The 23,194-nt window shown below is 69.9% G+C and carries 17 protein-coding genes and 1 pseudogene; 7 read left to right on the forward strand and 11 right to left on the reverse strand.

The features are described 5' to 3' along the window. Entirely contained in the window at positions 1-1,317 is a 1,317-nt protein-coding gene (locus ASD30_RS11865; RefSeq protein WP_235529935.1) for a hypothetical protein, read from the forward strand. Here ASD30_RS11865 and ASD30_RS11870 read toward each other — a convergent pair. Further along, entirely contained in the window at positions 1,307-2,536 is a 1,230-nt protein-coding gene (locus tag ASD30_RS11870; protein WP_235532574.1) for an AAA family ATPase, read from the reverse strand. The genes ASD30_RS11865 and ASD30_RS11870 overlap by 11 nt on opposite strands. 8 nt (positions 2,537-2,544) lie before the next feature. Next, positions 2,545-3,198, reverse strand: a complete 654-nt coding sequence (locus ASD30_RS11875; RefSeq protein WP_156388509.1) for a hypothetical protein — start codon at positions 3,196-3,198, stop codon at positions 2,545-2,547. A gap of 100 nt (positions 3,199-3,298) precedes the next feature. Here ASD30_RS11875 and ASD30_RS11880 point away from each other — a divergent pair, with 100 nt between their 5' ends. Then, positions 3,299-3,544: a helix-turn-helix domain-containing protein gene (locus ASD30_RS11880; protein ID WP_056681534.1), complete on the forward strand. Its 246-nt coding sequence runs from the start codon at positions 3,299-3,301 to the stop codon at positions 3,542-3,544. Between the two features lie 1,473 nt (positions 3,545-5,017). After that, positions 5,018-5,587 (forward strand): annotated as a pseudogene (locus tag ASD30_RS11895) (hypothetical protein); the annotation flags it as partial. Positions 5,588-5,809: 222 nt separating this feature from the next. Here the strand turns inward: ASD30_RS11895 and ASD30_RS11900 are convergent. From ASD30_RS11900 to ASD30_RS11910, 3 genes are read right to left on the reverse strand one after another with little or no spacing between them, the layout of a single operon-like run. Then, positions 5,810-7,231: a DUF5719 family protein gene (locus ASD30_RS11900; RefSeq protein WP_056681538.1), complete on the reverse strand. Its 1,422-nt coding sequence runs from the start codon at positions 7,229-7,231 to the stop codon at positions 5,810-5,812. After that, positions 7,228-10,056: a glycosyltransferase family 2 protein gene (locus ASD30_RS11905; protein WP_056681539.1), complete on the reverse strand. Its 2,829-nt coding sequence runs from the start codon at positions 10,054-10,056 to the stop codon at positions 7,228-7,230. The genes ASD30_RS11900 and ASD30_RS11905 overlap by 4 nt, the downstream gene beginning before the upstream one ends. Positions 10,057-10,111: 55 nt before the next feature. Then, positions 10,112-10,369, reverse strand: coding sequence for a WhiB family transcriptional regulator (locus tag ASD30_RS11910; RefSeq protein WP_056681540.1), 258 nt, complete (start codon positions 10,367-10,369; stop codon positions 10,112-10,114). A 137-nt stretch (positions 10,370-10,506) separates the two neighbouring features. Between ASD30_RS11910 and cofD the strand changes: the two genes are divergently transcribed. The 3 genes from cofD to ASD30_RS11925 are packed head-to-tail and all read left to right on the forward strand — an operon-like array spanning position 10,507 to position 13,254. Continuing rightward, positions 10,507-11,499 (forward strand): 2-phospho-L-lactate transferase, encoded by a 993-nt coding sequence (gene cofD / locus ASD30_RS11915; RefSeq protein ID WP_056681541.1) that lies wholly within the window; start codon positions 10,507-10,509, stop codon positions 11,497-11,499. Then, positions 11,496-12,473 (forward strand): coenzyme F420-0:L-glutamate ligase, encoded by a 978-nt coding sequence (cofE, locus tag ASD30_RS11920; RefSeq protein WP_056681542.1) that lies wholly within the window; start codon positions 11,496-11,498, stop codon positions 12,471-12,473. The genes cofD and cofE overlap by 4 nt, the downstream gene beginning before the upstream one ends. A 46-nt stretch (positions 12,474-12,519) precedes the next feature. Beyond that, positions 12,520-13,254, forward strand: coding sequence for a DUF3105 domain-containing protein (locus ASD30_RS11925; RefSeq protein ID WP_056681543.1), 735 nt, complete (start codon positions 12,520-12,522; stop codon positions 13,252-13,254). A 91-nt stretch (positions 13,255-13,345) separates the two neighbouring features. On the opposite strand, the gene ASD30_RS11930 is transcribed toward ASD30_RS11925, so the two are convergent. Beyond that, positions 13,346-14,419, reverse strand: coding sequence for a sugar phosphate nucleotidyltransferase (locus ASD30_RS11930; protein ID WP_056681544.1), 1,074 nt, complete (start codon positions 14,417-14,419; stop codon positions 13,346-13,348). Between the two features lie 37 nt (positions 14,420-14,456). Here ASD30_RS11930 and ASD30_RS11935 point away from each other — a divergent pair, with 37 nt between their 5' ends. Next, positions 14,457-15,170, forward strand: a complete 714-nt coding sequence (locus ASD30_RS11935; protein WP_056681545.1) for a TIGR03089 family protein — start codon at positions 14,457-14,459, stop codon at positions 15,168-15,170. 17 nt (positions 15,171-15,187) lie between these two features. Here the strand turns inward: ASD30_RS11935 and ASD30_RS11940 are convergent, their stop codons facing one another. The 5 genes from ASD30_RS11940 to glf all read right to left on the reverse strand — a co-directional run bounded on the left by ASD30_RS11940 (position 15,188) and on the right by glf (position 23,192). Beyond that, entirely contained in the window at positions 15,188-18,208 is a 3,021-nt protein-coding gene (locus tag ASD30_RS11940) for an FG-GAP-like repeat-containing protein (protein WP_056681546.1), read from the reverse strand. Positions 18,209-18,374: 166 nt separating this feature from the next. Next, positions 18,375-19,157, reverse strand: coding sequence for an ABC transporter ATP-binding protein (locus tag ASD30_RS11945; RefSeq protein WP_056681547.1), 783 nt, complete (start codon positions 19,155-19,157; stop codon positions 18,375-18,377). Next, positions 19,157-20,035: an ABC transporter permease gene (locus ASD30_RS11950; protein ID WP_056681548.1), complete on the reverse strand. Its 879-nt coding sequence runs from the start codon at positions 20,033-20,035 to the stop codon at positions 19,157-19,159. Before ASD30_RS11950 ends, ASD30_RS11945 begins: the two co-directional genes overlap by 1 nt. Continuing rightward, the gene (locus tag ASD30_RS11955) at positions 20,032-22,020 is read right to left on the reverse strand and encodes a glycosyltransferase (protein WP_056681549.1); all 1,989 of its coding nucleotides are present in this window, start codon (positions 22,018-22,020) and stop codon (positions 20,032-20,034) included. The genes ASD30_RS11950 and ASD30_RS11955 overlap by 4 nt, the downstream gene beginning before the upstream one ends. Beyond that, positions 22,017-23,192, reverse strand: coding sequence for a UDP-galactopyranose mutase (gene glf / locus ASD30_RS11960; protein WP_200951145.1), 1,176 nt, complete (start codon positions 23,190-23,192; stop codon positions 22,017-22,019). The genes ASD30_RS11955 and glf overlap by 4 nt, the downstream gene beginning before the upstream one ends. Positions 23,193-23,194: the final 2 nt, after the last annotated feature.

Here is a 23,194-nt window from a genome sequence, read left to right on the forward strand (position 1 = left end):
GTGCAGTTCTTCGCCCACGGCGTGGGCGGCGCGAAGGATCTCCCGATCCCCGCCGAGTACGCCATCGCCGGAGCCTGCGCTGCCCTGGCGATCTCGTTCACCGTCCTCGCCCTCGCCTGGCGCGCTCCCCGTTTCAACATCGGCGAGCAGCCGAAGCCGGCGCCGCCGCTGCTGGCCACGATCGTGGACAGCACGTGGTTCAAGCTCGTGGCCCGGCTCTGGGGCTTCTCCTTCTTCCTGTACGTCGCCGTCGCGGGCGTGTTCGGCAAGGACCTCGCGATCAACCCGATCTTCGGGGTGTTCTTCGTCCTGCTCTGGGTCGGCATCGTGCCCATGTCGTTGGCGTTCGGCCCGTTCTACAAGGCGATCAGCCCGGTCCGGTCGATCAACTGGGCCCTGGCCAAGGTCTCCGGTTCCGACCCCGACGTCGGGCTCTTCCGCTTCCCCGACCGGCTCGGCTACTGGCCTGCCGCACTCGGGCTCTTCGCGTTCGTCTGGTTCGAGCTGGTCTACCCGTTCAACTCCGAGCTCGGCCCGCTGCGCCTGTGGTGTGCGATCTACGTCGGCGTGATGCTCATCGGCGGCGCGCTGTTCGGCAACCGGTTCTACGAGCGCGCCGACCCGTTCGAGGTCTTCTCCACCCTGGTCGGCCACCTCTCCGTGTGGGGGCGCCACGAGGGCCGGCTCGTGATGCGCAGCCCGTTGGCCAACCTCGACCTGATGCCCGTCCGACCTGGTCTCCTCGCGGTCGGGTCCGTGCTCCTCGGCAGCACCGCCTTCGACTCCTTCAAGGGCTCGAACCGCTGGACGATCTGGTCACAGACCACCGACCTCAACGGCAACCTGGTCAACCTCGGCGGGCTGGTCGGCTTCATCCTGGTGGTCGGAGTTCTGTTCGCCGCCGCCACGATGCTCACCGGAATCCACGCCGGCTTCCGGCGTACGGAGCTGCCCGGGGAGTTCGCGCACTCGCTGATCCCGATCGTGGTCGGCTACGTGGTGGCCCACTACCTGACCTACCTGGTGGAGTACGGCCAGCAGACCGTGATCCTGCTCAGCGACCCGCTGAGCAACGGGTCGAACGTGCTCGGCACCGGTGACCGGGCGATCAACTACTGGCTCAGCTACCACCCCACGTTCCTGGCCGTGACCAAGGTGCTCGGCGTGATCGTCGGCCACGTGGTGGCCGTGGTCGCCGCGCACGACCGGGCCGTACGGCTGCTGCCGAAGCGACACCAGCTCACCGGACAGCTCTCGATGCTCGTCGTGATGGTCGGGTTCACCATCGGCGGACTGGCGCTGCTCTTCAGCTCCTGAGCCGGCGCTTGCTGACCCGGCCGGTGCCGGGGCGCAGTCCGTCGACCAGTCCGGACACCGCGCGCGACAGGGTGCTCTCCCCCAGCTCGCCGAGGGTTCGCCCGGCCAGCAGGGCGCGGTCGGTCGTCGCGCGGTCGTCAGGCAGGAAGTGGAGCCCGGCCAGCTCGGCGAACCCGCCGAGCATGCCCGCGACGTCTGCCTCGGACCATCCGAGCGAGGACCGCATGCGGTTGACGACGACGTGCACGGGCCGGCCTCCGGTCACTTCACGCAACTCGACCAGGCCACGTGCCAGGCGTGACAGGCCGACCGGGTCGGCACTGCCCACCACCACCAGGTCGTCGGCCAGCCCGATCGCCTCGTGCGTCATGGTGTTGCGACCGGGGCGCCCGGCCAGCTCGGCGTTGATGTCCTCCTCGAGCGCGAAGCCGGTGTCGACCACGACCTCGCCCTGGCGTCGCCCAAGGTCGATGAGCTGCTCGACGACACCCGTGCGCACCTCGACCCACCGGTCGGCGCGAGGCAGGCCGGTCACCACTCGAAGGCCCGCGACCCGGCGCTGCAGGCCCATGTAGGCGCCGGGCAGGTCACCCGAGGTCGACATCCGGGCGCAGGCGAGCAGGCCGGACACCTCTTCGAGCATGCCGAGGTGCTGTCCCACCGAGCCGCCCCACGGGTCGACGTCGAGCACGAGAGGAGCTGCTCCTCGCCGCGCCATCTCACCGGCCACGGCGAGGGCGATCGTCGTACGGCCCGGTGCTCCGGTGGGACCCCACACCACCACAGTGCGGCCACGGCCCGGCCCGACCACCGGACCGGCCCGTGTCGGAACGGACTCCTGGCGATCGGCCGAGGCCGCCGCGAGCACGGCGTCGGGAAGGTGCGCCATCTGTGAGGTGCCGATGGCGAAGGTCATGCCCAGCCGGTGGAGCCGGTCACGAAGGTCCTCGCGGCCGGGGTCGGCGAGCACCGCCACCGGCTCGATGCCGTGGCGCCGCAGGTGGTCAACCGCCGCCGTGTCCAGGCCCGGGACGTCGAGCGACAGCACCGCGACACCGGCCTCGCCGGTGGTCGCGGCGGCCATCAGGTCGGTGACGTCGACGCAGCGCTTGAGCACCACGATTCCCGGCCGGGAGGACAGGGCCGGCAGCGCGGCCGACTCCCAGGGCGCTCCGGCGGCCAGCACCAGGACGCAGGTGCGGGAGGAGCCACCATCCATCGCCGTGCTCACTGCTCGGCGAACCAGACCTGGCCGTTGCTGAGGGCGCTGAATACGCGTTGGAGCTGTGTGTCACTCAGGTCGTGCACCCCCACCAGGATCTCCCGGGTTCCTCCGACGCCGAAGGACTCGTCGACGGCTGGCGCCTTGATCACCACGACGTCGTCGAGCAGCTTGGTCGTCCCCTTGAGCGCGGCGCCCGCGTCACCCGAGTCGGGCGGTGACGACCAGACGTCCAGGACAGCGCCTGGCTTGATGAGCAGGTTTCCGTTGGCCGCAGTGAACGTCAGGGACACCTGGCGCAGCTCGTCAGCCTCGCCCAGGGCCGCCTTCGGCAGCAGTTCGCCCGCGCCGACGCCCCGGGTGAGGGTGCTCTGGTCGGGCAGCCCCTTGTCGCTGCGCAGGTAGAGGTCGGCGTCGTCACCGTCGAAGTGGACGCGTCGAACGACCAGGTCGTTCTCGCTGACCTGCTCGCCGGGAGGCAGGTCGGCGCGTGCCGACCAGACCTCGATGGTGTCGTCGGCCGCCCCCAGCACCCGCGCGCCGATCAGCACCGAGGCAGCCACCAGGGCCACCCCGATCCACAGCCGCGGGTCACGCCAACCGGAGGTGGCGGCCCGCGCCGCAGGGGGAGCATCTGTCTTCCCGAGATGTGTGCTCACCCCGACATCATGGGCGAGATGCGCCGATCCGTCATCTCGTTGTCCACAGGGATCGGCCCGGCCCGCGCCAAAGGCGGCCCGGGATGGCAGAGTTGGCCCCATGCCCGCAACACCGCGCTTCCTCACGCTGCCCGACGTGGCCGAGGTGCTCAACACGTCTGCCGCACAGGTCTACGCCCTCGTGCGGCGCGGCGATCTGCCGGCGATCAAGATCGGTGGGCGTGGCCAGTGGAGGGTGGAGGCCCAGCAGTTGGAGGACTACATCCAGCGCATGTACGCCGAGGCCCGCACCTTCGTCGAGGAGCACCCCTTCGCCGAGGCCGAGTCAGAGGTCCCCGCCGACTGACTGCTCGCCCCGCACCGCCCTCGTTGGTTGAGGAAGGCGCGCTGCGCTCTCGTGGTCTGCGGTGCCCGCGCTGCCGCTTCGTTGGTTGAGGAAGGCGCGCCAGCGCCTGTCTCGAAACCAACCCACGATCGACCGCGCCTGGCCGGGCCACCCGAAACTTTTCGGGAAAGTTCTCCACATCCCCTGTGTTCCAGGGGTTTTCGGGGGTTCGTTGTCGGTGGCGAGTGCTTGAGTTTGAGGCATGGTGGAAACGGAGGATCTCGACGCGGGCGGCACGTTGCTGTTCGTCGAAGATGCCCTGCGTCTGCGCCGTGGATCCGAGCTCGACGACCTGGCATTGGGGGTCCGGTGGGCCGAGCTGCACGAGGAGGACCCGAAGACCTGGCCCGCGGCGCGGCAGTTCCCCGGNCGTGGATCCGAGCTCGACGACCTGGCATTGGGGGTCCGGTGGGCCGAGCTGCACGAGGAGGACCCGAAGACCTGGCCCGCGGCGCGGCAGTTCCCCGGCATGGCGAAACTCATCCCGGTCGGCGGTGCCGGCACCCCACTGGTCCAAGACCTCTGCCTGGCCGAGCTGGCCATCAGTCGGCAGACGCACCCGATGGCCACCCGCTGGCTGGTCGCCGACGGGCTGGACCTGGTGCACCGGCTGCCGAAGTGCTGGGCCGTGCTGAAGACCCTGCGGTGTGAGGCCTGGGTGGCCCGCCGGATCGCCCGCCTGACCCGGCACCTCAANCCTGGTGCACCGGCTGCCGAAGTGCTGGGCCGTGCTGAAGACCCTGCGGTGTGAGGCCTGGGTGGCCCGCCGGATCGCCCGCCTGACCCGGCACCTCAATGCCGAGGACGCCGCCTACGTGGACGCGGCAGTCGCCGAGGCCCTGGCCGGGGAGCAGCCCTCGGTGGTGCTGGAGGCGTGTGAGGCGAAGGTCATCGAGGCCAACCCACAGTTGCACGAGATCCGCACCCGCGAGGCCCGCGAACGCAGGTTCGTGTCCCTGGGGCGGATGGACGCGGCCGGGTTGCGGCACGTGATCGCCCGGGTCGAGAACGGTGACGCGGTCTGGGTCGATGCGATGCTGAACCGGGTCGCCGACATCCTCGCCGCCCGCGACAAGGCCGAAGAGAACCCCTACCGGTCCCTCGACACGAGGCGTGCCGAAGCCTTCGGATGGCTGGCACGTCCCGCGGAGCTGCTCGCGTTGCTGCTCGAGCACGCCGAGGACCCCGACCCCGGCCCACAGTCCACCGAGCAGGACCAGCCCGGCAACGGCCACGACGAAGCCAACGACGACGAGGACGAAGCCGGTAACACCGACAACGACGCCGCCGCGGACGACGGCGGCAGCGACGACCAGGGCCAGCCCGGGCCAGCCCAGCAACAGTGAGCCCGCCGGCAAGGGCGACGCGGCCCGCGACGACAACCAGACCGGAGCCGACCACGAGCCGGATGACGCGGACCCCGGCTCGTCACCGGTGGCCTGGGCCGAGGGGTTCCCGGAGCATCTGCTCGACACGCTCCGCTCGATCGACCCGACCAAGCTGCGTCCCCGGGCCGTGGTCTACGTCCACCTCCACCAGGCCGCCCTGTCCACCAGCCACCCCACCGGACGCGGGACCGTGGCCAAGGTCGAGGACGCCGGCCCGATGCTCCCAGACAACCTCGGGCCGATGCTCGGCACAGCCCTGGTCCAGGTCACCGAGGTGATCGACCTCAACCAGACCACCCCGACCGCGACCTACGTGCACCCGCAATGGCTCAAGGACCGGATCCAGCTGCTCAGCCCCCGCACCGCCTTCCCACACTCCACCACCGTGAGCCGACGCGTCGACTACGACCACCCCGTTCCCTATGACCACGACCCGACGGCGCCATCGGCCCAGACCGGCGTGCACAACTCCGCCCCACTGGGCCGCTACCAACACCGGGTGAAGACCCACGCCCACTTCACCGTGCGAGAACCCAAGCCAGGCACCTACGTCTGGCGCTCACCCCACAAGGCCCACCGACTCGTCGACCCCACCGGAACCCACCCCGTCCACGAGNTTCACCGTGCGAGAACCCAAGCCAGGCACCTACGTCTGGCGCTCACCCCACAAGGCCCACCGACTCGTCGACCCCACCGGAACCCACCCCGTCCACGAGGCACTCGGTGACGCCCTCATCGACGGCACACCCCTCGAACAACGTTTCGCCCTGTCGATCGCCGAACACACCAACCGCGTGTGACCGAACGAGAGTCAGCGAGCAGCAGCCGGCGATCGAGCCTAGGGCCACTCGGGGCGTACATCGGGGATCAGCTGCTCGACGTCCAGTGCCTGCAAGGGCAGCACGCTCGCCCCCTTGGGGGTGATGGTGCGAACCGAGCCGACGTACGCCGTGGTGCCGCGGACGACGACCGCACGGGCCTTGGCCGGGATCGGCACCGTCGTGGTGGTTCCCGGCGTGAGCCGCACGGTCTCTGGGTCGCGATCCTGCCCCGGGAACTCGACCCGCGCCTGGCCGGCCTTGTCGGTCGGGGTCAGGGTCAGGACGCTGCCGGCGCCGCCGGGCAGCGCCGTGGCACTGTCTCCGGTGAGCTCCTCGACGGCGGGCAGATGGACCAGGTCACCAGAGACGACCGCGCGCAAGGAGCCGCTGACCGGCACGGTCGAGGTGATCCGGAGTGAAGCGTTCTCCTCGGCCAGCTGCTTGACCAGCTTCGGCGGCAGGTCGGCGACGACGACCTCGCCCGATCCGACGCTGATCTCCTTGAGCCCGCTCGGCGTGAACGTGCTCCGTTCGCCGACGACCTGCAGGGTGACCCGGCCGGCATCAGCGCCGGGGTTCGCCAGCACGAGCTTCGGCTCGTCCATCGTCCGGGGAAGGCCGGGCACCAGCTGGGTGGTGGCGGGTGCCGCGGTCGGCGGGAGCCACTCGGAGACCGGGTCTCCCTCGAGCGGGGTGTAGTCGTCGGAGACCGAGGCTGCGACCCGTCCGCGGGAGACGGTGACCTGCACGGCCAGCTCGTCGCGGTTCGGGGCCAGCTCGGCGAGGTCGATGACCGTGCTGCCGTGACCGGGCACCGTCAGCCCGCGGGAGGCCACGTCGATCAGCTCACCGGTCGTGCTCCACAGGCTGAGGTCGGCCACCGCCGGTCCGGTGTCGGGGTTGGCCAGGAGCAGCTTCGACTCGTGCAGCCCCCCGGCGGCGCCCACGCCCACGAACCAACGCTCGCCCGAGGGCTCGGCGCACTGGCCCGCAGCCGGACGGCCGGGCCCGCCGAAGCGGGCACCGAAGAGTCCGGGGGCTCGGGTTCCGGTGCCGGTCACCACGACCGCGTCACGGCTTGCGTCGACGGGTCCGGCTCCACCCGGCGCCAGGTCGAGGTCCTCTGACTTCTCGCCCTCGGCTGCGCGGCTGACCAGGGTGCCGTCATCGGCCGTGCCACCCTCGACGCCCTGACCGATCACGAGGTCGGGACTCCCCTGCACCGCGGCCGGGCACAGGATGCTCAAGCTGGTCAGGGGTCGGGTGGCCGGGGCGACGACGGCGCGCTGCTCGGGGTCCTCGGTCGGCTGCTGGATCGCGAGTGCCCCGGCGGAGGCCAGGATCGCGACGAGGGCAACCACCAGGGTCGGCGGCACCCCTCCCTTGCGTACGGCCTGCTGTGTCGCGACGCGACGGCCCTTGCTCGGTGTGTTGGTCATGACCTGTCCCTCCGAGCCGGGCCGCAGAGCACACCGACCACGAGAATGGCGACGCCTTGCAGGACCAGCACCCACGGATGCCACCAGGGTCCGTCGCCGTCGATGGCATCGGCCTCCGCAGGCTCGTCGAACTGCCAGGCCCGCGTGCTCCGGTCGGAGCTGCTGGCCTGGGTGAGCCCGGTGGCGGCATCGAGCGTCGCGGCCACCTGGCTGTCGGCCGGGGCCGGCATCACGATGTAGTCGACGCCGCGCGCCGGCAGGCCGGCGACCAGGTCGGCATCGGGCTCGGAGACCAGCTGCCGGATCTCGGAGTCGAAGCCGGCGTCGGGGCCGGTGAGGGCAAGGATCTCGTCCTGGCCGAGCGTGACCCCGTCGCCGCGGTGCACGCGCCAGGTGAGACCCGACTCGGCCGACCCGTGCAGCATGAGCACGCCGTGGCCGGCGCCCTCCTGGGCCGCCTGTGCCATGTACGCCGGCACCTCGGACTCCCCCGGTCGCTCGAGCTGGTTGTCGCCGCCGGCGATCCACCACAGGAGCCCACCGAGAGGCACCAGCACGGCGACCACGGCCATCAGGCCGGCCAGCGGCTGCTGCCAGCCGAAGCTGGCCCCGGCGAAGGTCTGGCGCAGCCCGTGGCCGGCCACCATCACCGCAACGATGAGCGCAGCCTGGATGACCAGGAGGAGGAAGCCGGTGCCCGGACGTGCGGAACCGGCGGGCAGCTCGATAGAGACGTGGCTGAGCAGGGCGGCGAGCACCGCCCCGAGGGCGACGAGCACCCAGCAGGCCGCCACCGCGACGCGCGTGCGGGGCCGGAGCACGGCCAGCACCGCGGGAACGAGGAGGGCCAGACCGATCCAGTGAGGTGCCGACACGTCGCCGAAGCGCCCGGCCGCGAGGTCTCCGGCAGCCGGTTGGGCGACGACCCGACCGGCCTCGAGGAACAACGCGGAGACGTCGTGGCCGAGGATCCCGATCGCGCCGGGGAGCAGGAGCACCGGCGGCGTCAGCACCAGGGCCAGCAGCGGGCCCCACACGGAGCGCTCCGTGATCAGGTCGCGGGCGACCACCATGAGCAGGGCCGCGCCGACCACCACGAGCACGACCACGAAGAGCCAGGCCGAGGGCGTGAAGGCGGTGAGCAGGGCGAGCAGGAGGCTCGAGCGCCAGCCTGCGCGCCAGCGGCGGTCGGCCGACGGGTCGGCCAGCCCCAGGGCCGCGTGGGCCAGCCACGGCAGCAGTGCGGCCGAGGCCAGCACGCCGAACCGCCCCTGCCCCCAGGCCCCGCTGGCCACGGGTACGGCGGCGTAGGCCAGCGCGGCCCAGCCGACGATCCAGCGTGAGGCGGGCTGCCCCGAGCCGAGTTCAGCGACGACGGTGCCGAAGCGCCAGGCGCCCCAGGCGGCCATCGGGACGGCAGCAAGGAAGAGCAGCGAGACGGCGGCGGTCGCACTGCCGAGGAGGATGCTCCCGACCAGCGCCATCGGCAGGAGGTACGCCGGGGTCGGCGCATCGGTGCCCTGTCCGATCTGGTGCCAGCCCTCGGTGACCAGGCGCCACCAGTCACCGGCGCCTTCCGGGGCCGGGGAGAGTGCTCCACCGCTGATGCCGTGCAGCGCCTCGCGGGCACCCCACAGGCTGAGCAGCAACAGGACGGCGGTGAGGATCGCGACCGGGCTGGTGACGAACCGGACCAACAGCCCGCTGTCGTCGGCGAGCTCGTCCTCACCGTCGTCCGGTCGGCGCATGGGTACGTGGCCCGAGGACTCGAGCCGGGCGGCCCTACGCCGGTCGGCGGCGTCCCGCCCCTGGTTGGCGACGGCCGAGGCCACGTCGCCGGCGAAGTCGATGCCGTGCCTGTAGGGCAGCCACCACGGGGCGAGCAGCCGCTTGAGGCGGTCGCTGCGCGGGTCGCCGAGGCCACGCCGGGCGGCACGTCCGGCGCGGATCCGGCCCGGCCTGCCGAGTACGGCGAACAGCGCGCCGAACTCGTCGCGTGCCATGCCCGGTGACCGGGACAGCAGGAAGCCGAGGGCACGCAGGCACGTGCCGAGGACGAGGCGTACGACCTTGACGGGCACTGCCCTTCCGGCGCAGTTGACCAGCAACGTGTAGAGCGCGGCGATGCGCTCAGCCTGGTGCGGACGTCGTCCGGTGGCCGGCGTGGTGCGCAGTCCCCGGGTGGCGGCCTCGGCGTGGAACACCACGGCCTCGGGCGCGACCACGGTCTTGTGCCCGGCGCGAGCGGCACGCCAGCCGAAGTCGATGTCGTTGCCGAAGACCGGGAGCTCGGGGTCGAAGCCGCGCAGCTCCTCGAGAAGGGAGCGACGGACCAGCATGCCGGCGGTGTTGACCGCGAGCACCTCGCGGACCTTCTCGTGCTGGCCCTGGTCGTACTCACCGCGTTCGAGGCCGGTCTCACGTCGACCGGCACCGGAGATGGTGACGCCGATCTCGAGCAGGCGTCGCAGGGAGGGCCACTCTCGGAGCTTGGGCCCGACGATGTCGGCGCCATGGGCGGAGGCAGCCTCGAGCAGCTCGCCGAGCGCCTCCGGCTCGGGACGCGCGTCGTCGTGCAGCAGCCAGACCCACTCGGTGTCGATGCGGGGCAGTGCCGCCGCAACCGCGTCCGGGAAGGAGCCCGGTTGCACTGTCACCGCGTCGGGGCCGAACGCCGCGGTGATCAGGTCCAGGGAGTCGTCGGTACTTCCGGTGTCGACGGCGAGCACGTGGTCCGGGCGGCGCTGCTGGTCGTCGAGACCAGCCAGCACCGCCGGCAACCAACGCGCGCCGTCATGGCTGACCAGCAGAGCAGTGACCGTCACGGCGGACAACCCTAGTCGCCGCCGCGCAATATCCGGCCATCTGCCCTGCGGGTGGTCAGACCGCCCGCTTCTTGAGCTTGCGGCGCTCGCGCTCGGACAAGCCGCCCCAGATGCCGAAGCGTTCGTCGTTCATGAGCGCGTACTCGAGGCAGTCGCCTCGGACGTCGCAGGTCAGACAGACCTTCTTGGCTTCTCTGGTGGACCCACCCTTTTCAGGAAAGAACGCCTCCGGATCGGTCTGGGCACAGAGTGCCCGTTCCTGCCAACCGAACTCTTCCGCGTCGTCCCCGTCAAGGAGAAAAAGCTCTCGCATTGCATTCCCCTTTCGACCCTGGCTTTGCGTGAAGAACACTACTGGAATTACATGCCTGTCGTACAAGGAAGTCAAGCCCGGATCTGCTATAAACCCCCGGCGGGACGAACTTGTGCCCGATCGGGCAAGGTAGGCACATGTCTTCGATCACTGTGCTCTCCGGCGGCATGGGCGGCGCCCGGTTCCTCCAGGGCCTCCTGCACGGCATCGCCACCGGAAGTGTGCCACTGCCCCCTGAGTCCACCGTCACGGTGGTCGCCAACACCGCCGACGACCTCTGGATCCACGGCCTCAAGGTCTGTCCTGACCTCGACACCGTGATGTACACGCTCGGGGACGGCATCGACCTCGAGCGCGGCTGGGGCCGGCGCGAGGAGACCTGGAGCGTCAAGGAGGAGCTCGCGACGTACGGCGTCGAGCCGACATGGTTCGGCCTCGGCGACCGCGACATCGCGACCCACCTCGTGCGCACCCAGATGCTCGAGGCCGGCTACCCGCTCTCCGCCGTCACCCGGGCGCTGTGCGAGCGCTGGCAACCGGGTGTGACGTTGATCCCGATGACCGACGACCGTGTCGAGACCCACGTCGCGATCGCCGACGACGACGCTCCCTCGGGCAAGCGGGTGGTGCACTTCCAGGAGTACTGGGTGCGGTTGCGCGCCGAGGTCCCCGCCGAGCAGCTGGTCTTCGTCGGGCTCGAGGACTCCTCCCCCGCCCCCGGCGTCGTCGAGGCGATCACCGGCGCCGACCTGGTGATCGTGCCGCCGTCGAACCCGGTCGTCTCGGTCGGCACGATCCTCGGCGTACCCGGCATCCGCGAGGCCCTGCTCGAGACCACCGCGCCGGTCGTGGGACTCTCCCCCATCGTCGGCGACACCCACGTGCGCGGGATGGCCGAGCAGGTCCTCACCGCGATCGGGGTCGAGGTCAGTGCCGCCGGCGTGGCCGGCCACTACGGCGCACGCAGCCGCGGCGGAGTCCTCGACGGCTGGCTGGTCGACGAACGCGACACAGACCAGGTCGAGCGGATCTGTGCACTCGGCCTCACCTGCGCCGCCGTACCCCTGATGATGACCTCGCCCGAGGCGACCGCCGCGATGGCCGCGTCCGCGATCGACCTGGTGCGGTGAGCACCCCACTGGTCGTCACCGCACCCGAGGGCGTCGGTGAGGTGGTCGAGGGAGACGACCTGGCCGAGCTGGTCCTCGCATCGTGCGACCTCGTCGACGGCGACGTCGTCACCATCACCAGCAAGGTGGTCAGCAAGGCCGAGGGACGACGACGCACCGGGGACCGGGAGGAGGCCCTGGCCGGCGAGACCGTGCGCGTGGTCGCCCGGCGTACGCCGACCACGATCGTGCGCAACCATCTCGGCCTGACCATGGCCGCCGCCGGGATCGACGCGTCCAACGTCACGGCCGGCGACTACCTGCTGCTCCCCGAGGACCCGGACCGCACCGCCCGCCAGGTGCGCGAGGCGATCGCGGAGCGTCGCGGCGTCAACGTGGCCGTGCTGGTCACCGACACGGCCGGACGGGCCTGGCGCAACGGCCAGAGCGACATCGCCATCGGCGCCGCCGGACTCCTCGTGCTCGAGGACTTCGCCGGGCGGACCGACTCCTACGGCAACCCGCTGGCCGTCACCGCGCCCGCGGTCGCGGACGAGCTCGCCGGCGCCGCGGAGCTCGCCGGCGGCAAGCTCGCGGCCCGTCCCTTCGCAGTGGTCCGCGGACGCGCCGACCTGGTGCTCGCGGCGGGCGACCACGGCACCGGGGCAAGCGCGCTGATCCGCGAGGACGGCACCGACCTCTTCGGTTACGGGTCCCGCGAAGCCGTCGTCCGTGCCCTGGCCGGCACCGGCGCCGAGGTGTTCGGCAGCCCTGCCCCGGCAGTGGACCTGGCCTCCGCGGTTGCCGAGGTGCTCGGCCACACGGTGGACGTCGAGGTCGGCCCCGGCACCGTCTCGACCGGGCTCAGCGCGCCGTACGACGACGAGCTCGCGCGGCTGCAGACCCTGGCGTTCGCGTTCGGCTGGTCGGTCACGGCCATGCCCGTCGACGCCGGGGCGACCGTCGACATCACCTTTCAACCGGACTGTCCGTAGACTCTGCCGACGTACTCCCCACACGACCGTGAGAGAAGCCTGATTCGTGGCCAATTCCAAGAAGGTCAGCCGACGCGAAGTCGCCGACCAGCTCCGCAACCAGCAGAAGCGCGCCGACAAGCGCCAGGGCCTGGTGATCGTCGGCGTCTGCGTGCTCATCGCGGTCGTGATCATCGGACTCGCCGCCTACCGGCCGATCAAGAACTGGTGGGACCTGCGGGAGTTCAAGAACGTCGACATCTCCGGCATCGGTGCGCCTGCCAGCTCGTGCCAGGACATCATCACCAAGAAGGCGACCGGTGAGCAGGAGCACGTCCCGGCGGGCACCGACATCGACTACAAGGACGCGCCCCCGGCCTTCGGCAAGCACGAGGAGGTCCCGGACACCCCGGACCGCAAGCTCTACACCAAGGACGACCGTCCCCGGGTCGAGATGCTCGTGCACAACCTCGAGCACGGCTACACGATCATCTGGTACGACGAGACGATCGCCGACGACGACGAGCAGATGACCGAGCTCCAGGCCATCGCGCGCAAGCTCAAGGGCACCAACAACCAGCGGCTGAAGTTCAAGGCGGTGCCCTGGCTGAAGTCCGACGGCAAGGCGTTCCCCGACGGCACGCACGTCTCGATCACGCACTGGTCGAAGGGCGGCGCGGACGCCGACGGGTCCAAGCAGGTCGGCGTCTGGCAGTACTGCCCCAAGGTCTCGGGTGAGGCGCTCTACGACTTCATGACCGAGTACGACTACTTCGACTCCCCGGAGCCGAACGGCATGTGATGCCAGTCGAACGACGAGCCGGGCCCGAACTGATGATCAGTTCGGGCCCGGCTCGTTCGTGGTGTGTGGACCTGTGGTGTGTGGGCCGTGCTCAGCCCTCGCGTGCCTCACCGCAGTCGACGCGTTCCCCGGCGGGCAGGGTGACCGAGGCACCGATGGTGGCGTCGTCGCCGAGGGTGGCCTCCGTGAGCACGGCCTTCTCGCCCACGACCGCCCCCGGGCCGACCACCGAGTCCGTGATGCGCGCACCCGCGCCGATCCTGGCCCCGGTCATGAGCACGCTGCCGCTGATCTCCGCGGCGTCGTCGATGACGACGTCGGCCATCACGACGGATCCACCGCCGACGGTCGCCGTGCCCGCGACCGACGCCGACGGGTCGACCCGGGCGCCGGACTCCACGGCGTCGACGGCGGGCGTGGGCGCCGTGCCGAGCACGACGTCGCGCGAGGCCGCGACCAGGGCCGCCGGCGTGCCGACGTCACGCCAGTAGGCGGTCTCGACGAAGCCGACCACCAGGCGACCGTCCGCGACCAGGCCGGGGAAGGTCTCCCTCTCGACCGACACGACGGTGTCGGGCGCGATGGTGTCGATGATGTCGCGGCGGAAGATGTAGCAGCCGGCGTTGACCTGGTTGGTCACCGGATGGTCGGACTTCTCGACGAAGTCGAGCACCCGGCCCTCCTCGTCGGTCGGCACGCAGCCGAACGCGCGCGCGTCCTCCACCTCGACGAGGTGGAGCGAGACGTCGACCCGGCGACCGTTGCGGCCGGCCCGGAAGTCGGCCAGCTGACCGGCAAGGTCGTGCCCCGAGAGGACGTCGCCGTTGAGGATGATGACCGCACCGTTCGGGTCGTCGGTGAGCGCGCCGGCGACGTTGCGGATCGCGCCGCCGGTGCCGAGCGGCTCCTCCTCGAGCACGTAGTCGAGCCGCACGCCCCACCGGCTGCCGTCGCCGAGCACCGGCGCGAACATGTCGGCCTGGTACGACGTCGCCAGCACGATGTGCTCGACCCCCGCCTCGGCGAGACGGGCGATCTGGTGCTCGAGGAACGGGACCCCGCCCACGTCGAGCAGGTGCTTGGGGCGCCGTGCGGTGAGAGGCAGCAGCCGGGTGCCGAACCCGCCGGCGACGATCACGGCCTCGGGAGGGGGAAGCTCAGTCATGGGAACAGCCTAAGGTGGCGCCTCCTAGGCTGTGCGCATGGCCGCCACCTTCCCCGCCCTGCTCGCCGACCTGCTCCGGGCCGACCCCGGCCGGCCGCTGGTGACGTTCTACGACGACGCGACCGGCGAGCGGGTGGAGCTGTCGGTGGCGACGTACGCCAACTGGGTGGCGAAGACCTCCAGCCTGTTCGTCGAGGAGTTCGACCTCGAGCGCGGGGACACCGTGCTCGTCGACCTGCCGACGCACTGGCTGGCACCGGTCTTCGTCGGTGCGGCCTGGAACGCGGGCCTGGTCGTGTCGTTCGACGCTGAGCAGCCGGCCGACCTGACGGTCTGCGGACCCGACGGCCTCGAGAGGTACGCCGACTCCGGCACCGTCCTCGCCTCGGCCCTGCTGCCGCTGGGTGTCCGATTCCGCGACCCGTTGCCCGAGGGCGTCCACGACTTCGGCGCCGAGGTGTGGTCGCAGCCGGACTCGTTCATCCCGTGGGACCCGCCCACCCCCGACGACCCGGCCCTGGCCGGACGGACCCAGCAGGACGTGCTGACGCCCGCCGGCGACGAAGTCCCTGACTACGTCGCCGGCGGGCGCCTGCTGACCACGGCGAACCCCGCTTCCCCACGGGGACTCGCCGGTCTCCTGGCGCCACTTGTCAGTGGCGGCTCAGGAATCTGGATCCGCAACGCCGACCCCGACCGGATCGAACGTCGGGTTGCGGACGAACGCGCGACGGCGCGCTGGGTGGTCTGACCCGGTCCTGCCCTCACTCAGCCCGCCAGGTCGAAGCCCTTCATGCCCTCGGCCAGGAACTTCGGCGTTCCGAAGCCACCCGGGCGGCCCGACAGGACCCACAGGGTCGCGTCGGACTTGCGGCGGACCACGAGGTCGGGCCGACCGTCCCGGTCGATGTCACCCGGGCTGATCACCCAGTCGTACGGCGTGAGGCTGACGGTGTTCAGCGTCACCGGCGAACCGGAGAGCCCGCCCGGACCGTTGCCGGTGTACTTGACGATCTTGCTGCCGACCCGGAACAGGTTGTCCGGCGCTCCGTCGGCGTCCCAGCGGCCGATGCCGACCTGGCGCAACGCGCTGATCGCCCCGCGGGCGACGTAGCTGCGCCGGAATCCCTTGCCGGCACCCGGGTAGATCCGCATGGCGGCACCCGAGGGCTGGCCCATGAGGTCCGGGAACCCGTCGCCGGTGGTGTCGCCGACTGCCGAGAGCAGGCCCACCCTGGACCAGCCCGTGCCGATCACGACGGGCTCGGCGAACCTGTTGCCACCCAGTCCGCGGATCAGCTCCAGCTTCGCGGTGGACGCGTTGCGGATCACCATGTCGCCGTGGCCGTCACGGTCCCAGTCGCCCACGTTGAGCAAGGCGTTGGCGGCGGCGAAACCCTTGACCGTCGTACGCACCAGGCCGCTGGTGTTCTGGGTGCCGTTGTGGGGGATCACCTTGAGGGTGTCGCCGCTGAGCGCGAGCACGTCGGGCGACTTGGTGCCGATCACGTCCGCGGCTCCGGCCGGCGTCATGGTGCCGATCCGGCCGAACGGGCCGAGCCAGTGGCCGAAGGTGCCGTTGCCCCTGCCCGGGAAGACGTAGGCGAGATGGCTGCTCTTACTGCGCGCGTAGAGGTCACCGATGCCGTCGCCGGTGAAGTCGCCCGTGCCGGTGACCAGGTCGAACCCGGCCCAGGCTCCAGCCATCCGCACGGGCGCCTTGAACGACTTCGTGCCGGTGCCGGCGTGGAACCACAGGACACCGGCCTTGTCGATGCTGTAGACATCGGCGAACCCGTCGCGGTTGGTGTCGCCGGCGCCGATCGTCTTGACGTAGTTGCCCCATGACGTGCTCGCCACGACCCGGCTGAAGGTGTGCTTCGACGTGCCGCGGTAGAGGTGCAGGTAGCCGGTCTTCGGGTCACGGGCCACGAAGTCGTTGAAGCCGTTGCGGTGGACGTCGCCGACCGCGGTGATCTGGTCCATCGAACCGACCGTCGACATCGACCCGGTCGCGGCGCCGAAGCCTCCCTTGCCGTCACCCGGACGGATCGAGGTGACCCTGGTCGTGCCGTTGCGCACGATCACGTCGGACAGGCCGTCACCGGTCACGTCCGGCGTGGCCACCACGGCGTCGTACCGCGACCAGCCGGTGGAGGACGTGACGGCGGCCTTCCAGCGCAGGTAGCCCTGTGTCGGCAGGGCGAATCCCACCTTGTCCGAAGCCCTGCGGAGGAGGATGTCGGGATAGGCCGTGCTCACCACGTTGGTGACCAGGTTCCGGCCACTCCAGTCGGCCTGGTACTGCGCGGCCTTGGTCCTGATCGCCGGGATCTGGGCGTAGAGGTACCTGCCGGGGCACGCCGTCGAGCCGGCGTCGCGGTGGCCGTTGATCGCCTTGAAGGTGCTCGAGCCGACCCGCTGGCTGGTGCTGGACGCGTCGATGCCGTGCAGCGACAGCTTCCACGCGAAGAGGCGCGCGTAGGCGTCGATCATCACGGCCGGCGGACGGGCGACGTCGAAGTTGCCGATCGCCGACATCGCGAACGAGTAGTCGTTGTAGCCGAGGGTGTGGGCGCCGACGACGGGGCGGTCGACGCCGCCGTACCGGCCTTCCCAGATGCGACCGAACTTGTCGACCAGGAAGTTGTAGCCCACGTCGCTCCAGCCGCGGCTCTGCGTGTGGTACGCGTAGATGCTGCGGATGATGCCCGGCACCTGCTCACGCGTGTAGTTGTTGGCGTTCACCGTGTGGTGGACGAAGCCGGCGTGCACCTCGTAGTAGCGCAGCGAGCTGGCGTCACGCATCCGCTCGTTGGCGCCCCACTGGGCCCGGGAGTAGATCTTGGGCTTGCGCGTGTACGTCGTCGCCTGCATGGCGAGCTTGCCCTCGCTCGAGTCGAACTCCGCGCCGTCCCCGCCGTTGCCGGGCTCGCTGGCCTCGGACTCGCCCTGCCCGAGCTTGGCGGTGTCGATCGCGGGCTGCTCCACCTCGGTGGTGCCGGTGCCCGGCGCGATGACGGCGAGCTTCATGTCGGCCGGGGCGGAGACGCCGTCGGCCAGCACGGCCCTGGCCTGGACCTCGTCGACCTCGCCGACCAGCATCGCGTCGGTGCCGGGACGCTCCTTGGTGGCCTCGGGGCTGCTCGCCTCGGGCGCGTGGTCGTCGTGGTAGTCGATGGGGATCCACGCCGACCAGACGCCGTCGGTGCGGGTGCGCACCGAGACCGCGATCTGGTCCTCGTCGACCTGTTCGCCATTGCCCCACGTGACACCGACCGCGCCGTACCCGGTGACCTCCTCGATGTCGCTGAGGATCTCGGTCGGACCAGCGGTGGCCGCCTTGCGGGGGGCCACCGAGCGCTCGGGTGCCTGCGTCTTCGGTGCACCCGCCTCGGGCTGGTCCGCCTCGGGCTGGTCCGCCTCGGGCTGGTCCGCCTCGGCCTGCTCTGCCTCGGGTTGGTCCGCCTCGGGCTCCGTCGTCGCGGCGGCCATCTCGAACTCGTTGACGACGGGCTCGACCGGCGCGGTCTCGACCTCCGCCTCCTCCTCGTCGGCACCGGCCCCGCCCTCGTCGGCGGCCCGGGCCGGCTGGGCGTTGCCACCCGGCAGGGCCGTCGAGGGCGCCTCTGCGGCCACCTCGGGAGCCTCCTGCGCCTGGGTGCCCGGACGGGTCCCGACGACGTCGAGGGAGATGACATTGGCGGCGGGAGCCAGGACGGCGACTACCGCACCGAGAGCCAGGATCTGCTGGCAGGCGGTGACGAAACGAGCCTTGTTGGGGCGCATATTTGGGTACTCCAGTGCGGGGGAAGATTCACACGAGTACCAAGTTTCACACCAGTCACATGGGTCACCGCAAGGGTTTCTGAGTAACTACAAACGTGTAATTTCCAGTCGACACGCCGATGACTTGAAGAAATGTCAAGTCGAGAGGGGCTTCACGCCCTCGAACTCAGACGTCGGAGCCCAGCTCGTCGTCGGTCTGCTCGTCCTCGGGCAGGCCCTCGTCGGAGGAGTCGTACTTCAGGTAGCGGATGCCCTGGACGACGTCGCCGTCGAAGCCGACGCGACCGTTCTCGAGCACGATCACCCGGTCACACATCTTGCGGACCGAGCCGGGCGCGTGGCTCACGTAGAACATCGTGCGGCCCTCGGCGCGGATCTCCTGCATCTTCTCGATGCACTTCTTCTTGAACGGCTTGTCCCCCACCGCGAGCACCTCGTCGACGAGGAAGATGTCGGAGTCGACGTGCACAGCCACCGCGAACCCGAGCCGGGCGAACATGCCCGAGCTGTAGTGGCCCACCTCGGTGTCGAGGAACTTGCCGACCTGGGCGAACTCGACGATGTCGTCGAACTTGCGGTTGGTCTCGGCCTCGCTCATGCCCAGCACCGCTGCGTTGAGGTAGATGTTCTCGCGCCCGGAGAGCTGCGGGTGGAACCCGGCTCCCGTGGCGATCAGGCCGGCGATGCGGCCACGGGTGAGCACCGAGCCCGAGTCGGGTCGCATGATGCCGTTGACCAGCTTGAGCAGCGTGCTCTTGCCCGAGCCGTTGAGGCCCATCAGCCCGATGGACTCTCCCTGCTCGACGGTGAAGGACACCTTGTCGAGCGCGAGGAACTGCTCGCGGAGGTCCTGGCCCTTGGTCATGGCCACGGCCATCTGCTTCATCGTGCGGTGGTACTGCATGGTGAAGGACTTGCTGACCTCGTCGACGACGATGGCTTCGGACATCAGAGGCGCTCCGGGATCTTGTTCTCGAGGCGGGAGAAGACCCACTGGGCGATGGCCAGCAGCACGAGGCAGACGCCCACACTGATGAGCCCCCGGGTGAACAGGTGGTCGGGCATGTGCTCGACGATCGTCTTGTCCGGGTCGTCGGTCGTGCCCACCCAGAACGCGCGCTGCATGAGCAGCACGGCCTGGGCGATGGGGTTGGCCAGGTAGATCTCCGTGTGCCCGTGGAACCGCTCGTGGACCATGCTGTAGGGGTAGATCATCGGCACGCCGAAGCGCACGAAGTTGGTCAGGATGGTGACCAGCTGGCCGAAGTCGCGGAAGAACACGTTGGCCGCGCTGAACAGCAGGGCCAGGGCGGTGCCCAGGATGGCGATGACCAGCAGGGCGAGAACCAGCGCGCACATGCCCAGCACGGTCGGCGTCCACCCGTAGAGCAGGCAGACCCCCAGCAGGATCACCAGCTGTGGCAGGACATGGAAGCCGGAGACCAGCATCGAGGCGACCGGGAACATCTCGCGTGGCATGGCCATCTTCTTGACCAAGGCCTTGTTGCGCACGATCGAGCGCGTGCCGGCGTTGAACGTCTCGGTGAAGAAGTGCACCACGATGATGCCGGTGAACATGTGGATCGCGAAGTTCTGGACGTCCTTGTGCAGGCCCATCACCAGGCCGATCACGAACCAGTAGATGAAGAACTGGGACAACGGGTTGATGTAGGACCACAGGAACCCCAGGAACGACCCCTGGTAGCGCGCGCTGATCTCCCGGCGTACGAGGAGCCGCAGCAGGTAGCGGCGCCGGAAGACCTCGCCGAGCCCCTGGCCGCCCGACGGCGGAACGAGTGGGGCGTCGACAGTGCGGGTGGCGCTCACCTGTCGTCCTCGGGAGCGATCCCGAAGGTCTGCTCCCAGGTCTCGGGCGAGGTGATCTCCTTGAGGGCGTCGCGGTACTGCGCCGCCAGCTGGGGCCACTCGTTGTGGAAGCGACGGTGGATCGCGATCGTGCGCTTGAGGAGGTCGCGGTACTTCTCGGGGTCACGCTTGTAGAGCGCCACCGAGGTCCCGTCGTTCATGGAGACCACGGCCGAGTCGTACTTGACGAGGTTGTACCAGGCCGAGTCCATGGCGGTCAGCTCGGTCTCGGGGAAGTCCTTCGACATCTCGCGCACCGGCCGCAGCTGACGGATCGGGGCCAGCCCGGCCGTGATCAGCGTGCTCAACCGGCCGGGGATGTCCATGTCGGACTTCCCCTTCTTCGGCGGCTTCTTGCGTCGCACCGGAGGCAGCGCGTCACGGTCGGCATGCAGCTGTGCGTCGCTGAACTGCTTGCGGAAGGCGTTGACGTCGCCCAGCTTCGTGGCCAGCTCACCGTGCAGCGCATGCGGCCCCGCGAGGACGTCCTCCATGGCCAGGTGGCGCAGCTCGGCGGTGGAGTACTGCAACGACGCGAGGTGCTTGACCTGGTGGTTGAAGCTCTCACGGACCATGCGCCCGCCCCGCTCGTACGGCGAGTGCAGGAGCGCCGCGATGATGCGGTTGCGGTGGTGGAAGTAGGACTGCCAGTCGACGCCGTCGTTCTTGTCGCTCCACGGCACGTGCCACACGGCGGCACCCGGGAACGAGACCGTCGGGAAGCCGGCGTCCTTGGCCCGCAGGCCGAACTCGGAGTCGTCCCACTTGATGAAGATCGGCAGGGACAGCCCGATCTCCTCCAGGACCACCCGCGGGATCAGGCACATGAACCAGCCGTTGAAGTCGACGTCGGCACGCTTGTGCAACCAGCGGGCCGAGCGCAGGTTGCGGGCCCCGAAGTCCCACTGGGCGTAGCCGTCGAGCCGGGTCTGCCACCAGAACCGCCACGGCTGCACGATCTCGCCGAACGAGTGCAGCTGGGTGCGGTTGTAGATGTTGAACATGTGGCCACCGACGATGGTCGGGGTCTTGGCGAGGTCGCCGAACGTGACGGCGCGGATCACGCCCTCGGGCTCGCACACGACGTCGTCGTCCATCATCAGGGCGTACGTCGCGGTGCCCTTGCGCAGGCTCTCGAGCTGGCCGCGGGCGTAGCCGCCGGAGCCGCCCAGGTTGCCCTGGACGATGACCCGGAGCCGCTCCCCCAGCGCCTTCTCGGCGTCGACGAAGAACTCGGACTCGGTGACCGGCTGGGTGCCCTGCTCCATCACCATGACGGTGTCGAGGTAGGGCGCCAGCGCGGGGTCATCGCCGATCTGGGTGAGCAGCTTGGCGCAGAAGTCGGGCCGGTTCATCGTGGTGATGCAGATGTCGGCGGTGCCGTGGTCGGCGCGGTCGTCGGGGACCTCGGCGGTCCACTCGGCACTGTCGACCGTGCAGCCGTCGTCACCGGCGACGACGTCGTACCAGTACCAGCCGCCGTCGACGAAGGGCTTGAGGGTCAGGTCGAACGTGAACGTGCCGGAATCGCCCTCGACGGTGGCCGTGTCGACCCGCTGCGAGTGACCCTTGGCCATCGACTTGTGGACGATCACCGTTGAGTCACGGCCGGACACCTTCACGGTGAGCGTGACGTCGGTGACGACCGTGTGGCGGCGCCAGTAGGCAGCCGGGAACGCGTTGAAGTAGGTCCCGAACGAGAGCACCTGGGTCGGCTCGACCCGCAGGGCCGTGCGCGACTCGATCTGGTCGGGGTGCAGCTTGCGCCCGGTGGAGGTCGACTGCCGGATCGCGGCGTTGTTGAGGTCCTTGGCCGCCCGGTTGCCGCCCACGTCGTGGCGGTCTGCGTCGAGGACGGCCTCCTCGAGGTCGACGTACAGGGGGAAGACGTCGGTGTCGCGGTCGATCGGGAGGATCTGGCGTTGCAGCAGGCGGGTGACGGTCATTCGTCGACTCCTCCGCTCGTGAGCGCGACACCCTCGGCGAAGTGCGGCTTGAGCTTGTTCTCGAACATCGACAGCGCGGACCCGATCGCCATGTGCATGTCGAGGTACTTGTAGGTGCCGAGGCGGCCACCGAACAGCACCATCGGCTCCTTCTTCGCGAGCTCGCGGTACTTCAGCAGCTTCTCGCGGTCCTCCGCGGTGTTGATCGGGTAGTACGGCTCGTCGTCGTCCTCAGCGAAGCGGCTGTACTCGTGGACGATCACCGTCTTGCCCGAGATGTAGGTGCGCTCGGGGTGGAAGTGCTTGAACTCGTGGATGCGGGTCCAGGGCACGTCCTGGTCGTTGTAGTTCATCACCGCGCAGCCCTGGAAGTCGTCGACCTCCTTGACCTCGGCCTCGAGGTCGACGGTGCGCCACGAGAGGCGGCCCTCGGAGTTGTCGAAGTACTCGTCGACGGGGCCGGTGTAGACGATCGGCACCTTGCCCTTGAACTCGTCGGCGACCGCGAAGAAGTCCGTCTCGAGCCGGACCTCGATGTTGGGGTGCTCGGCCATCTTGGTCAGCCAGGCGGTGTAGCCGTCGACCGGCAGGCCTTCGTACTTGTCGTTGAACCAGCGGTTGTCGAAGTTGTAGCGCACCGGGAGCCTGGTGATGATGTCCGCGCTCAGCTTGGTGGGGTCGGTCTGCCACTGCTTGGCGGTGTAGCCCTTGATGAACGCCTCGTAGAGCGGGCGCCCGATCAGCGAGATCGCCTTCTCCTCGAAGTTGCCGGCCTCGGCGGTGTCGAACTCGCTGGCCTGCTCGGCGATCAGCGCGCGCGCCTCGTCGGGAGTGTGCATCTTGCCGAAGAACGAGTTGATCAGCGCCAGGTTCATCGGCAGCGAGTAGACCTGGCCGTCGTACTGGCCGAACACGCGGTGCTGGTAGTTCGTGAAGCTGGTGAACCGGTTGACGTACTCCCAGACCTTCTCGTTGGAGGTGTGGAAGAGGTGCGCGCCGTAGACGTGCATCTCGATACCGGTCTCGGGGTCGGCCTCCGAGTAGGCGTTGCCGCCCAGGTGGTGCCGTCGCTCGAGCACGAGCACCTTGAGGCCCAGCTCGTTGGCGCTGCGTTCGGCGATGGTCAGCCCGAAGAATCCGGAACCGACGACGACGAGGTCGGGGTCAGACAAGG

It is taken from the genome of Nocardioides sp. Root140 (assembly GCF_001426745.1).
Classification (GTDB): domain Bacteria; phylum Actinomycetota; class Actinomycetes; order Propionibacteriales; family Nocardioidaceae; genus Nocardioides.

Coding starts and splice junctions, on each gene's coding strand:
- ASD30_RS11870 (WP_235532574.1), bottom strand. CDS start 2,536: ATGGATGGTGGCTCCTCCCGCACCTGCGTCCTGGTGCTGGCCGCCGGA.
- ASD30_RS11880 (WP_056681534.1), top strand. CDS start 3,299: ATGCCCGCAACACCGCGCTTCCTCACGCTGCCCGACGTGGCCGAGGTG.
- ASD30_RS11900 (WP_056681538.1), bottom strand. CDS start 7,231: ATGACCAACACACCGAGCAAGGGCCGTCGCGTCGCGACACAGCAGGCC.
- ASD30_RS11910 (WP_056681540.1), bottom strand. CDS start 10,369: ATGCGAGAGCTTTTTCTCCTTGACGGGGACGACGCGGAAGAGTTCGGT.
- cofD (WP_056681541.1), top strand. CDS start 10,507: ATGTCTTCGATCACTGTGCTCTCCGGCGGCATGGGCGGCGCCCGGTTC.
- ASD30_RS11930 (WP_056681544.1), bottom strand. CDS start 14,419: ATGACTGAGCTTCCCCCTCCCGAGGCCGTGATCGTCGCCGGCGGGTTC.
- ASD30_RS11935 (WP_056681545.1), top strand. CDS start 14,457: ATGGCCGCCACCTTCCCCGCCCTGCTCGCCGACCTGCTCCGGGCCGAC.
- ASD30_RS11940 (WP_056681546.1), bottom strand. CDS start 18,208: ATGCGCCCCAACAAGGCTCGTTTCGTCACCGCCTGCCAGCAGATCCTG.
- ASD30_RS11945 (WP_056681547.1), bottom strand. CDS start 19,157: ATGTCCGAAGCCATCGTCGTCGACGAGGTCAGCAAGTCCTTCACCATG.
- ASD30_RS11955 (WP_056681549.1), bottom strand. CDS start 22,020: ATGACCGTCACCCGCCTGCTGCAACGCCAGATCCTCCCGATCGACCGC.